This window comes from Janthinobacterium sp. 78 (genome assembly GCF_003096775.1).
Taxonomy (GTDB): domain Bacteria; phylum Pseudomonadota; class Gammaproteobacteria; order Burkholderiales; family Burkholderiaceae_D; genus Janthinobacterium; species Janthinobacterium tructae.
In genome coordinates this window covers 4,853,944-4,867,299 of the sequence record NZ_QENT01000001.1, presented here as the reverse complement: position 1 = coordinate 4,867,299, position 13,356 = coordinate 4,853,944, and the positions used below count along the sequence as shown (strand labels likewise).

Below are 13,356 nucleotides of genomic sequence, written 5' to 3'. Positions count from 1 at the left end.
GCGCTGCTCACTTGATGAGAATGGATTTGACGGTGGCGACGGCGCGTTCCACGTCCTGTGTCGTCATGGCGTAAAACATCGGCAAGGTCACGGTCAGGCGGCCGACCTTTTCCGAGACGGGGAACATGCCCTCGGTAAAGCCGCGTTCGCGGTACATGGTAAACAAGTGGATCGGTGCGTAATGATAGCCCGTTCCCACGTTTTGCTGCGCCATTTGCTGCATGAACGCGGCGCGCGTGCCGGGGCCATTGTCGGGCAGGATGATCTGGAACAAATGCCAGTTGCTGTTTTTAAAATCCTGTACCGGCAGCTGGGCGCCGCTCTGCGCTTCGAAGTCGCTGCCGAATTGCTCGAAATAGTGGCGCGCCAGCGCGCGGCGGTGGGCCGTGATGGCGTCGATATTGGCGAACTGGCCCAGGCCGATGGCGGCCATGATGTCGCTCATGTTGTATTTGCCGCCCAGCACGTCGACGTCGATGCCGTCGACGCCGCTGCGCGTGACGCCCTGCAGCCGGTATTTCTCGGCCAGCTTCGCTTCTTCCAGGTTGTTCAGGACGAGGCAGCCGCCTTCGCCCGTAGTGATGTTCTTGTTGGCCTGGAAGCTGAACGAGACGAAGTCGCCAAACGCGCCGATGCGCTTGCCCTTCCAGGTGGAGCCGAACGCCTGCGCCGCGTCTTCCACGACTCTTAAATTGTACTTTTCAGCAATCGCGTACAGGCGGTCCATGTCGACAGGCAGGCCCGACAGGTAGACGGGGATGATGGCGCGGGTGCGTGGCGTGATGGCCGCTTCCAGTTTGTCGAGGTCGATATTGCGCGTGACGGGGTCGATATCGGCAAACACGGGCGTGGCGCCCACTTCGATGATGACGTTGGCCGTCGCTACCCACGACACGGGCGTCGTGATGACTTCGTCGCCGGGGCCTATGCCGGCGATGCGCAGCGCGATTTCCATGGTGCAGGTGCCCGAATTGAAGGTACGCACGGGGCGTCCGCCGAAATATTCGGACAGCTGGGCTTCGAAGGCTTGCACTTTCGGGCCGCTGGTGATCCAGCCCGAGCGCAGCACCTCGCCGACGGCGGCGATGGTCGCTTCATCGATGGTGGGTTTGGAAAAAGGCAAAAAGGGCAGGGTAGAGGTCATGGGCGCGGTTCTTGGGTCTGTATTCTGTCAGGGTATCGGCGTCGCCGAGGCTGCCAATGCGGTCAAAGGCCGCTGGCAGGCATGGCTATTTTATCTTGTCAGTATGGCGGCGCAGCCAGTTCAGCGGTGAAAAATCCTGCTGATGCGGGGGCGGGGCAGGCTGGCCGGGGGCGCGATCCGTGCTGCTTCGCGCCCCTTTAAATATTTACTTGTTGGCAATGACCATGCGGCGCGCATCTTCGGCAACGACACGCATGGGTACGCCACGTTGTTGCAATTCCTTGTAACGGTTCAGGCTGATAATGGCCATGTCGTGCACGCCGGCGTTGGCATCGTTCGTCCACTGCGTGATGAAAGGCTCGATGCTCGGAATGGACAGTTCCGGCTGCTGTTTCAGGCCAAACGTGAACTCATCCCAGTAATCGACGAGGATCACGGGCCGCTGCAGATAATACGTCAGCGACTGTTCATAGATGCCGACCGAATAGAGCTTGGTATCGGCCTTCAGCTCGGCCTGGATCTGCGGCAGCATGTCGGTGCCCGCGCGGTTCTGGCCATACAGTTCGGAGCCGGCCAGGATGCAGTGCGTGGCCAGGAAGCCGGCGCCGGCGATGGTCAGCACGGTCATGTCGCGGCGCAGCTGGCGCGCATGCAACAAGGCCAGGGCGCCGCCGGCCAGGGCGAAGAAGCCGGCCGCCATCAGCCACGGCTGGTAGCCTTTCAGCGCGATCAGCTCTGCCGGATCGCGTGCGCTGGCCTTGCCGAAGGCTATCGGTCCGCCGATCAGGATGGCGGCGCCCAGCACGCACAGCAGGCCGGCGGCCAGCATGCGCTGGCGGCGCGAGGCCGACTCCAGGAACAGCGCAATCAGCAGCGCCAGCGCGGGGAAGATGGGCACGATGTAGCCGGGCAGCTTCGAGGTCGAGTAGCTGAAGAAGAAAGTGATGAACAGGGCCCAGATCAGCACCATCAAACGGGGCTGGAAGGTGCCTTCCTGGCGCTTGAAGGCGGCAGCCAGGCTTTGCGGCAGCACGCCTAGCCATGGCAGGATGCCTGGAATGAGCAGGACCAGGAAGTAGTACCAGGCGCCTTCGCGCTTGTGACCCTTCATCAGGAAACGCTGGAAATGCTCGTGGATGAAGAAGAAATGCGGTTGCTCCGGATTGCGCAGGGCCACCAGCACGAACCATGGCGTGGCGATGGCGAAAAACACCAGCAAGCCCTTGACCAGATGCAAGCGGGTCCAGATGCGCCAGTCGCGCGCACACAGCGAATACAGCACCAGCACGGCGCCCGGCAGCACGACGCCGATCAGCCCCTTGGCCAGCACGGCCAGCGCCATGCCTGCCCAGCACAGCAGCATCCAGTTGCGCCGCTCGGTGGGGGTGGCCTCGTCGCGCTGGGCGATCAAGAGGCTCATCAGCACGATGGTCATCATGCCCGACAGGCCCATGTCCAGCGAATTGATCTGGCCGGAAGCGAGCCAGAACAGGCTCGACGCCAGCACCAGGCCGGCATACAAGCCCACGCGCGGCCCAAAGACCTTCTTGCCTGCATAGGCCGTCATGCACACGCCGATGATGCCGCACAGGCCCGTCCACAGGCGCGCCTGCCATTCGCCCAGGCCGAAGGCGGCAAAGCTGAGTGCATTCATCCACGTTTGCAGCGGTGGCTTTTCAAAGTATTTGATGCCGTTCAGGCGCGTGGTGATCCAGTCGCCCGTGACGAACATTTCGCGCGCCATCTCGGCGTAGCGGCCCTCGTCGGGCGGCACCAGGGTACGCACGCCCAGCGCATACAGGGTGACGACGATGAAGATGCCCAGCAAGGACCACATCAGCAGCCGCGAGCTGTGCAGTTCGTTGACATTGATTTTCATGTGGCGCTGCCTGCGCCGGGAGCCAGGATCAGGGCCAGGGTGACTTTGCGGCCTTCGCCCATCAGGATGTTGTAGGTGCGGCAGGCGGCCTGGCTATCCATGCACTCGACGCCGATGCGGCGCATGGTCAGCGCGGCCGTCAGCTTCGGATGCACGAAACGCTGGCGCTCGCCCGTGCCGAGGATGACCACGTCGGGCGCGTCGGCCAGGATTTGCGCGAAATGCGCCTCGGTCAATTCATCGAAACTGTCGACTTCCCACGCGCGTGGCGGCGTTTCCGGCATGACGATCAGGCTGTAGTTGTACGGCTGGGCATTGATCTCCACACCATTTTCATCGTAGCCTGTGACGGTTTGGTATTGTTGGGTGCTGCTGGCATGCAGTTTCATGGCGATGTCGGGGCTGTTCGTGTCGGTTGATCGGTGCGCGCGCTGTTCGGATGCGCGCTGCGGCCAAGGGCGTAAGCATGCCATAAATGACAGGAAAGAGCGACTGAAAAGCAACATCCTTTCCAATTTGCAATCTATGGGCAATTTTTTTGCGCAACAGTGGCAGGCAGTGCTTGCCATAGTAGTAGGCGAAGATTAAGAGAAGATGAAGAGCGTCCGCTGGGAAAAGCACGCACGTGCCGGACAGCGTGGCATAAACGGCGAGAAATGCTGCAATTTGCCATGTTTAATTTGATAAAATGGCCTGCTTTCGGCGAGAATGGTTGTTTTCGCATTGCAGTCTCACGGGTTCACAGTTCTGGCGCGGCTTTCATGCTGCAAGCGTAGGCCGGCCGCGCCGCATCACGACAGGGATTTATTTTGCGACCGATTCAGAAATCGAATAAATTGGCGGATGTCTGCTACGACATCCGCGGCCCGGTCCTGGAAAAATCCAGGCAAATGGAAGAAGAAGGCCACAAGATCACCAAGCTCAATATCGGCAATCTGGCCGTATTCGGCTTCGATCCGCCCGATGAAATCGTGCGCGACATGATGCTCAATCTGCAGAACGCGGCCGGCTATACGGATTCGAAAGGCATGTTCGCGCCGCGCAAGGCCGTCATGCATTACACGCAGGGCAAGAATATCGCCGGTGTGACCATCGATGACATTTACCTGGGCAATGGCGCTTCCGAACTGATCGTCATGTCGATGAACGCCTTGCTCAACAGCGGTGACGAAGTGCTGGTGCCGGCGCCCGACTACCCGCTGTGGACGGCCGCCGTCAGCCTGTCGGGCGGCAATCCCGTGCATTATGTGTGCGATGAGCAGAACGAGTGGTATCCCGACATCGAGGACATGCGCCGCAAGATCACGCCGCACACGAAAGCCATCGTCGTCATCAACCCGAACAATCCCACCGGCGCGCTGTATCCGGTTTCCGTGCTGCAGCAGATCGTCGACCTGGCGCGCCAGCACCAATTGATCATTTTCGCCGACGAGATTTACGACAAGGTGCTGTACGACGAAGCCGAGCACGTGTCGATCGCCTCACTGGCCGACGACGTGCTGTTCATCACCATGAACGGCCTGTCGAAGAATTACCGCTCCTGCGGCTACCGTTCCGGCTGGATGGTGGTCTCGGGCGAAAAGCGCCATGCAAAAGATTACATCGAGGGCCTCAACATGCTGGCCTCGATGCGGCTATGCGCCAATGCGCCGGGGCAGTTTGCCATCCAGACGGCGCTTGGCGGCTACCAGAGCATACAAGACCTGGTGGGGCCCGGCGGGCGCCTGTTGAAACAGCGCGACCTGGCGCACAAGCTGCTGACCGATATTCCGGGCGTCACCTGTGTCAAGCCGAAGGCCGCTCTGTACATGTTCCCGCGCCTGGACCCGGAGATCTACCCGATCGCCGACGACCAGCAGTTTGCCTATGAATTACTGGCCGAAGCGAAGGTCCTGATCGTGCAGGGCACGGGCTTCAACTGGATCGCGCCCGACCATTTCCGCGTCGTTTTCCTGCCCAACTCCGATGACCTGACCGAGGCCATGGGGCGCATCGCGCGCTTCCTCGAAGGTTACCGCAAGCGTCACGGCCGGGGCTGAATCAGCCAGCAGCAATCTCGATCAACCTGGCGCCGCCCAAAGGGGGCGCCACTTATGAGCAGTCAAACACAACTATGAAATCCATCAAGATCGGCCTGCTGGGCCTGGGCAATGTCGGTTACGGCACGTTCAGCGTCCTGAAACGCAACCAGGAAGAAATCAAGCGCCGCGCGGGCCGCGGCATTGAGGTCGTCGCCGTCGCCGTGCGCGACGTGGCGCGCGCCGAAGCGCTGGTCGCCGGCGCCTGCAAGGTCGTCAATGACCCGATGCTCATCGTCAACGATCCCGAGATCGACATCGTCGTCGAACTGATCGGCGGCTACGACCTGTCGAAAACCCTGGTGCTGCAAGCGATTGCCAACGGCAAGCACGTGGTGACGGCCAACAAGGCCCTGCTGGCCGTGCATGGCAACGAAATCTTTGCCGCCGCCCAGGACAAGGGCGTGATGGTGGCCTTCGAAGCGGCCGTCGCCGGCGGCATCCCCATCATCAAAGCGCTGCGCGAAGGCTTGACGGCCAACCGCATCGAATGGATCGCCGGCATCATCAACGGCACCACCAATTTCATCCTGTCCGAAATGCGCGACAAGGGCCTCGATTTCGCCACGGTGCTGAAACAGGCGCAGGAACTCGGCTACGCGGAAGCCGATCCCACCTTCGACATCGAAGGCGTCGACGCCGCGCACAAGGCCACCATCATGTCGGCCATCGCCTTCGGCATCCCGGTGCAGTTCGACAAGGCTTACGTGGAAGGCATCAGCAACCTCAATGCCGTCGACATCCGCTACGCAGAGCAACTGGGCTACCGCATCAAGCTGCTCGGTATCACCAAGCGCGCCACCGTGAATGGCGTGGAAGGCATCGAGCTGCGCGTGCATCCGACCCTGATCCCGGCCAAGCGCCTGATCGCCAATGTGGAAGGCGCCATGAATGCGGTGCTGGTGCACGGCGACGCCGTCGGCGCCAGCCTGTACTCGGGCCGCGGCGCGGGCGCCGAGCCGACCGCCTCGTCGGTGATCGCCGACCTGGTCGACATCACGCGCCTGGCCACGGCCGATCCGGAACACCGCGTGCCGCACCTGGCGTTCCAGCCGAACGCGATGACCGATATCGCCATCCTACCGATGTCGGAAATCACCACCAGCTACTACCTGCGCATGCACGTGGCCGACCAGCCGGGCGTGCTGGCCGACCTGACGCGCATCCTGGCCGAGCGCGGCATCTCGATCGATGCGATGCTGCAAAAAGAGCCGGCCGAGGGCGAGACGCATACGGACATCATCATGCTGACGCACCAGACGCAGGAAAAGAACGTCACGGCCGCCATCGAAAAGATGGAAGCGTTGAATAGCGTGGTGGGCACGGTCACCAAGATCCGCCTGGAAAACCTCAGCTGAGCGTTGTCAGCGAGCCACGCAAAACGGCGCCCGCGGGCGCCGTTTTGCGTTTGTGATGTAGGTCGGATTAGTGCGGCAAGGCCGCACGTAATCCGACAACATTGTTGGCGTGGCCGATGGTGCTGTCGGATTACGGTCCTTCGGACCTAATCCGACCTACGCTGCGGTACCGACCGGACCCACGTCCATGCCGTCATAGCTGGCCAACTGGTTTTCCTGGGCAAACGCCATCAATTCGCCATTGCGCGCGTGCAGGCTGTCGACGCTGTGTACTTCGGCCTTTTCCACGTGCAGCACCCACACGGGGGCGGCGGCCGGGTCGTCCAGTTCGGGCTGGTACAGTTCCACCGGGCGGTAGCCTTGCAGCGCCAGCAAGGTGGCGGCCTGCTCCAGCGGTTCGGACGTGGGGTTGGTGAAGTAATAGCCCCACAGCAGCGGCTGGGACAGGTCCCACGGCGCGTTCTCGGCGATATTGGCAAACAGTTCGGTTACGTCTTCTTTGGTCATCATGGCAGTTGGCCTTCATTAAAATCTCAGGGCGCGATCTTAGCACCCATGCCGCCCGCATGCTATTCACCCATAAAAAACCGGCTGCAATGAACTGAACCCCAAAAGTTGGACACCAACTTTTGGGGTTTTTCATGTCGAAGTACGGTGAGCAATTTAAGCTCAGCATTATCCAGCAATATTTGTCCGGTTCTGTGGGGTATAAACAGATTGCCGACAAGCACAATCTTCATCATTCAACTGTGAGATTGTGGATTAAATTGCATGCAGCGCATGGCATTGACGGTCTGGTAAAAAATTCAGCCATTACAGTGCAGAGTCCAAGCTCTCTGTGTTGCAGCATATGTGGGCCGCTGATTTGTCTTGCTGGCAGGTCGCCGCGGTATTCAATATCCGCAATCGCGGCATCATCAGTCATTGGGAGCGCTGCTATCATAGCGGTGCTCTGGAAGCCCTGATTCCACGCAAACGTGAAATGCCCTTACTACCACCTACAGAGCCGTCCGAATCCCTTCCGGATTCCGCAGAATGTACCCACGACGAATTGGTCGCTGAGGTAAACCAATTGCGCATGGAGGTAGCTTACCTAAAAAAGTTAGAAGCCTTAGCTCAAGCGCAGAAGCGGCAGAGTACGACAATGCGCAAAAAACGCAGGTAGTCACTGAGCGAAGGCAGTATTTCCCGTTGAGCGCATTGCTTGAGCTCGCTGGCATGCCACGCAGTACCTTCTACTATCAGCAGAAAGCGGCCCAGGCATGCGACAAATATGCAGGACTGAAGAAGCAGATCGCTGCCATCTATGCTCGCCACAAGGGGTGGTATGGCTACCGGCGCATCACTTTGGCCATCAGACAATTGGGCGAGAAGGTCATGGAAAGCTTCTTCGCTGTGCTCAAGACAGAGTTCTTCTATCTGAACAAGTTCGGCAGCGTCGATGAACTACAACGCGGCATCAAAAAGTACATCCACTACTATAATCACGACCGCATCAAGCTCAAGCTACCAGGGCTGAGTCCCGTGCAATACAGAACTCAGCCCTGGGCAACCTAGTCAACTAAACCGTCCAACTATCTGGGGTCAGTTCAGCAAAGCCGGTTTTCTTATCAGCCGTTAATCACGGCTTGATTATGATTCACTCGAACGTGATTTAGAACTTGTAGCGCAGGCCGATCGAGAACATGTCCGCTTTCAGTTTGCTGCCATCTTCGCTGGCGACCGTGCCGAAGTTTTCATATTCCGCAACCAGCGACAGTTTCTTATCGAAGTGGTAGGCGGCGCCGATGCCAAACAGGGCGGAGGTTTTATTGTGTGACTCGCTCTCGCTGAAATTCAATTCGCTATAGGAGACTTTGGTGCGGTTTTGCGAAACGCCAGCCTTGGCGAACAGCGAGAACTGTTCGTTCACCGGCAGGGTACCGGTGGCGGCGACGTAGAATGCATGGCTTTTGATTTCCGATCGCGCGTCTTCAAAGCTGTCCTTGATCTTGCCCAAGGCAACGTAGCCGGTTTCCGCGCCGAAGTTCTGCGTGAAGTCGTAGCCAGCATAGACTTTGTAGCCGGTGTCGCTCTTCTTGCGCGAGCCTTCTTGATCAGCAGATACTTTCAGCTCTGAACGGCCGACGTTGCCGCCAACATACACGCCTTGGGCTTGCGCGAACAATGGGAATGCCAGGGCGGCGCCGACGACTGCTGCAAGCAATTGCTTTTTCATATTGATCCTAGGTAATTAATACGGAGAGACGACCTCACCGCTTAATGGGAGCCGAATTGTATAGGGATGAATATGTTTATGTAAGGCAATTATTTAAAAATATTACAAATAAAATATTTATTGTTTTTTGGTAACACGTAATATGCAATGCATATCTGCGCCGGCTCTCATGGGGCGCCGCTGAAATACACGCCGACCTTCAATCCATGCCCATTCGCCGCCGTGGCCAGTTCCAGCCGTGCCCCATGCAGGGCAGCGATGTCGCGCACGATGGCCAGGCCCAGCCCCGCGCCGCCAGGGTTGCTCTCGAGTGCCGCACCGACCCGGTAGAACGGCGTCAGCACGCGTTCGCGTTCCGCGGGCGCGATGCCGGCGCCGCTGTCCTCCACTTCCAGTACCGCGCCGCACCCCGCTTGTGCCGCGTGCACGCGCAGGATCACGCTGCCGCCGTGCGGTGTGTAGCGCAGGGCATTGTCGACCAGGTTGGCCAGCAGTTCGTGCAGCAGCAAGGCCTGGCCATGCACGGGCGCGTCGTCGGGCGCTTCCAGCGATAAATCGATATGCTTGCCGACGGCGGCCATGGCCATTTCCAGCCCTACCTGCTGCGCCACGTCGCGCAGCGCGACGGTATCCATGGCCAGGCTGTCGCCGCCATGCTCGATGCGCGCCAGGGTCAGCAGGCGGTTAGCCAGCAGCACGGTCGAATCGGTGGTGGCGGCGATCGAGCGCACGATGTCGCGCAGGGCGGCCATGTCGGACGGCGTGCCGGCCTGGCGGTCGCATTCGCGCATGGCCAGTTCGGCCTGGGTTTTCAGCACCGTCAACGGCGTGCGCAGCTGGTGCGAGGCGTCGGCGATGAAACGGCGCTGGCTGGCGATCAGTTGCTGCAGGCGCGACATGGAGCCGTTCATGGCGCTCACCAGCGGGCGCATTTCCTTGTGCACCAGCGCGGGATCGACGTCGGACAGGTCGGACAGGGTGCGTGTCTCGACTTCCGTTTTCAGGCGCATCAGCGGCCGCAGCACCAGGCGCACGGCAAACCAGACGAGCGCGCCCATCACCAGTATCATCGCCGCCTGCCAGCTCAGGGTGTCGAACAGGATCTGGTTCGACAGGCCGCGCCGCGCGTCGAGCGTTTCCGCCACCTGGATCAGGGCGATGCCGCGCATCGAGTCGTCATACACGGGTTGCAGCAGGGCGGCGATGCGGATCGGCTTGCCGTGATAGTCGGCGTGGTAGAAGCGCACCAGGGCCGGGTAGTTCTGCGAGCGGGGCACGTTTTTCGGCACGGGCGGCAAGTCGCCATAGCCCGAGACCAGTTCGCCGTTGATGCCCGTGACCTTGTAATAGATGCGGCCCAGGGTGTCGGTCTCGAAGCTGTCGAGCGCCACGTAAGGTACTTCGGCCACCACCTTGCCGCCGACGATGGAGACTCTTTCGGCCAGCGCCCGCGTCGACGCCAGCAAGGAGCGGTCGTAGGCCATGTCGGCCGCGTCGAGTGCATTGCGGTAGACAAAAAAAGCGTCGAGCAGCACCAGCATCACCAGCGGGATGAGCAGCCAGCGCAGCAACTGGTTGCGCAGGCTGCCCAATGGCCGGCCCTGCGCCCAGCGCTGGCGCAGGCGCTCGAACAGGGGCAGGCGTGGGGCGCGCACGGTCATTTTGGCGTAGCCGGCGCCATGGCGCTGCGCGGCTGCAGCAGGTAGCCGATGCCGCGCAGGGTGGTGATGATGGCGCCGTCGGGCGAACCGGCTTCCACGCCGTTTTCAAGTTTTTTACGTACCCTGTGGATGTACAGTTCGATGGCGTCCAGGTTGACGTCGTCGGCCAGCGCGAAGACTTCGTCGAACAGCTTTTCCTTCGACACGGCGCGCCCCGAGCGCGTGATCAGCGCCTCGAGCACCGCGTGTTCGCGCGGGGTCAGGGGAAAAGGGGCGCCGGCATAGCTGAACATGCGCGTGACGGTGTCGAAACTGAGCGCGCCGCAGCTGTGCACCAGCGCCTCGTTGCCCTGGCTGCGGCGCAGCAGGGCTTTCACGCGCGCTTCCAGTTCGGCCAGCTCGAACGGCTTGGCCAGGTAGTCGTCGGCGCCCAAGTTCAGGCCTTGTACCTTGTCATCGAGGCCGCCGCGCGCCGTGAGTATCATGACGGGAGTCTTGCCGCGCGTGCCGCCGCGCGCGCGCAGGCGGCGCAGCACGTCCAGGCCGTCCATCTTCGGCAGGGTCAGGTCGAGCAGCACCAGCGAGTATTCCTGCGTGTGCAGCAGGGCGTCGGCATCGGCGCCGTTGTGGGCGGTCTCCACCGTCAGGTGCGCGTCGCGCAGGGCTTTTGCCAGCCAGTGCGACAGCTCCAGATGGTCTTCCACTAATAATATGCGCATGGTCTCCGCCATTCGTTGAAATGATGCAGTGTAAGCCTGGCGGCAGGGGCGGCGATGAATATGTTTGCGCCCCTTGTGGCTGGCCGGCGACACCTGTCATGCTGAAAGCCAATTGAAAGGCTGGCGCTCATATAGTGTGATCCTGATTCACGAAATGAATCGGGCATATCACCAATAACTATATCTAAGGGAGACACTTTACATGAAAAAAACTGCATTCTCGCTGGCCGCCATGGCGGTGCTCGCCGCTGCCGGCAGTGCCCACGCCCAGTCGAACGTCACCCTGTACGGCCGCCTGGACGCCGGCATCAGCAATACCAGCAACGCCGGTCCGAACAAAAGCTCGGTGACGCAAGTGAGCTCCGGCGGCATGAACACCTCGCGCTGGGGCATCCTGGGCAGTGAAGACCTCGGTGGTGGCCTGAAAGCCGTGTTCAATCTGGAAGGCGGGATCCTGGTCGACACGGGCGCGGCCGATGGTGCGCTGTTCAAGCGCCAGGCCAATGTGGGCCTGGAAGGCGCTTTTGGCCGCGTCGTGCTGGGACGCTCGTTTACCACAGTGTATGACTTCGTGCTGCCGTTCGATCCGATGGCCTATGCGCCGTTCTACTCGTGGGCCACCTCGGCCAACGCGACGGGCCCGAGCAAATACGGCATGACGACGGCCTTCGACAACATGGTCAAGTACTCGGGCAAGACGGGCGGCTTCAGCTACGGTGCATCGTACGGCTTCGGCGAACAGTCGACGGGCAATTCGGACAGCGCCAAGCTGTCGACGGCCCTCACCTACAAGACCGGACCTGTCAGCCTGCTGGCCACGTATGAACAGGTGAACGGCAATGCCATCGCCGGCGGCGCGCGCGACAAGACCACCGTGTATCACCTGGGCGCCATGTATGACGACGGCCCGTGGAAAGTGCAGGCGGCGGCGCGCGACTACAAGCTCGATCCGGCAGCCGCCGGCAAGGCCGACGTGCGCGGCACCCTGTACTGGGGCGGCGTCAGCTACAAGACCACGCCGGTCATCACCCTGACGGGCGTGATCTACTATCAGGACGTGAAAAACGTGGCTGCCAACCTCGATGCCGATCCGATCATGTACGTGGCGCGCGTGCGCTATGCGCTGTCCAAGCGCACCGACCTGTACGTGGCAGGCGCCTACGCCAAGGCCAAGCACAAGCAGCTGGTCAGCCTGTCGCGTGACGATGCCGGTTTCGGCGACACGCAGCGCGGCCTGATCGCCGGCATCCAGCACCGCTTCTAAGCCATGATCATGCTGCGCTCCCTGTTCCTGTTGCTGCCATGCCTGCTGCCCGTTCTTGCCGGGGCACAGGTGGCGACGCCAGCGCCGGTCGAATGCGTGGTGCCGTCCAAGCCGGGCGGCGCCATGGACCTGACGTGCAAGCTGGCGAAAAAAGGCCTGGCACAGGAGGGCGTGGCAGCTGCTGCAGGTCCCATGCGCATCAGTTACCTGCCCGGCGGCATCGGCGCGGTGGCCTGGCACTCGATGGGCTCGCAGCGCCGCCGCGCGGAAGCGAACACCCTGGTGGCCTTTTCGGGCGGCTCGTTGCTCAATCTGGCGCAGGGCAAGTTCGGCAATGCGAAGGCGGGCGACGTGCGTTGGGTGGCCGCGCTGGGCGCCGATTACGGCATGATCGCCGTGCGCAGCGACTCGCCCTACAAGAGCCTGGCCGACCTGATCGCCGCGCTGCGCCAGCATCCGGACAAGGTGCTGATCGGCGTCTCCGGCACCATCGGCAGCCAGGACTGGCTGAAGATGGCGCTGGTGGCGCGCCATGCCGGCATCGACCCGAAAGTGCTGCGCTTCGTCGCCCTCGAAGGCGGCGGCGAAGTGTTTACGGCGATGCAGGCCGACTATGTGCAGGTGGTCTCGGGCGACACGTCCGAAGCCACCCTGAACGCCGGCGCCAACCATGCGCGCGTGCTGGCCGTGCTGTCGGAAAAACGCCTGCCCGGTGTGCTGGCCGGTGTGCCGACGGCGCGCGAGCAGGGCGTCGACGTGGTCTGGCCCATCATCCGCGGCGTGTGGATGGGGCCGCAGGTGCCCGAGGCGGACTATCAGCGCTGGGTGGCCACCTTTGAGCGTGCCATGGCCACGCCGCAGTTCGCCGAATGGCGCGCGCAGGCAGGCCTGTACCCGTTCGCCCTGACGGGGCCGAAGCTGACTGCGTATGTCAGGAAGGCAGTCGATGAGTATGCGAGGCAGGCGAATGAGCTTGGCCTGATGCGCTGAACGGCATTCCATTTAAAACAATTATTTCACAGACGGAGACAACCC

Annotated in this window: 11 protein-coding genes and 1 pseudogene; 5 read left to right on the top strand and 7 right to left on the bottom strand. The window is 61.4% G+C overall.

Annotated elements, in window-relative coordinates; all coding sequences use genetic code 11:
* Window positions 1–7: 7 nt before the first annotated feature.
* The 3 genes from C8C92_RS21470 to C8C92_RS21460 all read right to left on the bottom strand — a co-directional run bounded on the left by C8C92_RS21470 (window position 8) and on the right by C8C92_RS21460 (window position 3,412).
* A complete protein-coding gene (locus C8C92_RS21470; protein WP_116745184.1) occupies window positions 8–1,144 on the bottom strand; it encodes a DegT/DnrJ/EryC1/StrS aminotransferase family protein in 1,137 nt (378 codons plus the stop codon).
* 205 nt (window positions 1,145–1,349) lie between these two features.
* Complete coding sequence (locus C8C92_RS21465) at window positions 1,350–3,023, bottom strand: glycosyltransferase family 39 protein (RefSeq protein WP_116745183.1); 1,674 nt, start codon at window positions 3,021–3,023, stop codon at window positions 1,350–1,352.
* Window positions 3,020–3,412 carry an Mth938-like domain-containing protein gene (locus tag C8C92_RS21460; RefSeq protein ID WP_099762877.1) on the bottom strand — a complete coding sequence of 131 codons (393 nt, stop codon included), beginning with the start codon at window positions 3,410–3,412 and terminating at the stop codon, window positions 3,020–3,022. The genes C8C92_RS21465 and C8C92_RS21460 overlap by 4 nt, the downstream gene beginning before the upstream one ends.
* A gap of 420 nt (window positions 3,413–3,832) precedes the next feature.
* On the opposite strand from C8C92_RS21460, the gene C8C92_RS21450 reads away from it, so the two are divergent.
* Window positions 3,833–5,062 carry a pyridoxal phosphate-dependent aminotransferase gene (locus C8C92_RS21450; protein ID WP_099762879.1) on the top strand — a complete coding sequence of 410 codons (1,230 nt, stop codon included), beginning with the start codon at window positions 3,833–3,835 and terminating at the stop codon, window positions 5,060–5,062.
* A 74-nt stretch (window positions 5,063–5,136) separates the two neighbouring features.
* A complete protein-coding gene (locus C8C92_RS21445; protein ID WP_099762880.1) occupies window positions 5,137–6,459 on the top strand; it encodes a homoserine dehydrogenase in 1,323 nt (440 codons plus the stop codon).
* Between the two features lie 156 nt (window positions 6,460–6,615).
* Here the strand turns inward: C8C92_RS21445 and C8C92_RS21440 are convergent, their stop codons facing one another.
* Window positions 6,616–6,969 carry a ribonuclease E inhibitor RraB gene (locus tag C8C92_RS21440; RefSeq protein ID WP_099762881.1) on the bottom strand — a complete coding sequence of 118 codons (354 nt, stop codon included), beginning with the start codon at window positions 6,967–6,969 and terminating at the stop codon, window positions 6,616–6,618.
* A gap of 131 nt (window positions 6,970–7,100) precedes the next feature.
* Between C8C92_RS21440 and C8C92_RS21435 the strand changes: the two are divergent.
* Window positions 7,101–8,016, top strand: a pseudogene (locus C8C92_RS21435) (IS3 family transposase).
* A 97-nt stretch (window positions 8,017–8,113) separates the two neighbouring features.
* On the opposite strand, the gene C8C92_RS21430 reads toward C8C92_RS21435, so the two are convergent.
* From C8C92_RS21430 to C8C92_RS21420, 3 genes are all read right to left on the bottom strand, one after another.
* A complete protein-coding gene (locus tag C8C92_RS21430) occupies window positions 8,114–8,677 on the bottom strand; it encodes an outer membrane beta-barrel protein (protein ID WP_116745182.1) in 564 nt (187 codons plus the stop codon).
* 167 nt (window positions 8,678–8,844) lie between these two features.
* Window positions 8,845–10,338, bottom strand: a complete 1,494-nt coding sequence (locus C8C92_RS21425) for a sensor histidine kinase (protein WP_243420318.1) — start codon at window positions 10,336–10,338, stop codon at window positions 8,845–8,847.
* Entirely contained in the window at window positions 10,335–11,057 is a 723-nt protein-coding gene (locus tag C8C92_RS21420) for a response regulator (protein ID WP_116746074.1), read from the bottom strand. Before C8C92_RS21420 ends, C8C92_RS21425 begins: the two co-directional genes overlap by 4 nt.
* A 202-nt stretch (window positions 11,058–11,259) precedes the next feature.
* Here C8C92_RS21420 and C8C92_RS21415 point away from each other — a divergent pair, with 202 nt between their 5' ends.
* Complete coding sequence (locus C8C92_RS21415) at window positions 11,260–12,321, top strand: porin (protein ID WP_116745181.1); 1,062 nt, start codon at window positions 11,260–11,262, stop codon at window positions 12,319–12,321.
* Between the two features lie 9 nt (window positions 12,322–12,330).
* The gene (locus C8C92_RS21410; protein ID WP_099764478.1) at window positions 12,331–13,311 is read left to right on the top strand and encodes a tripartite tricarboxylate transporter substrate-binding protein; all 981 of its coding nucleotides are present in this window, start codon (window positions 12,331–12,333) and stop codon (window positions 13,309–13,311) included.
* Window positions 13,312–13,356: the final 45 nt, after the last annotated feature.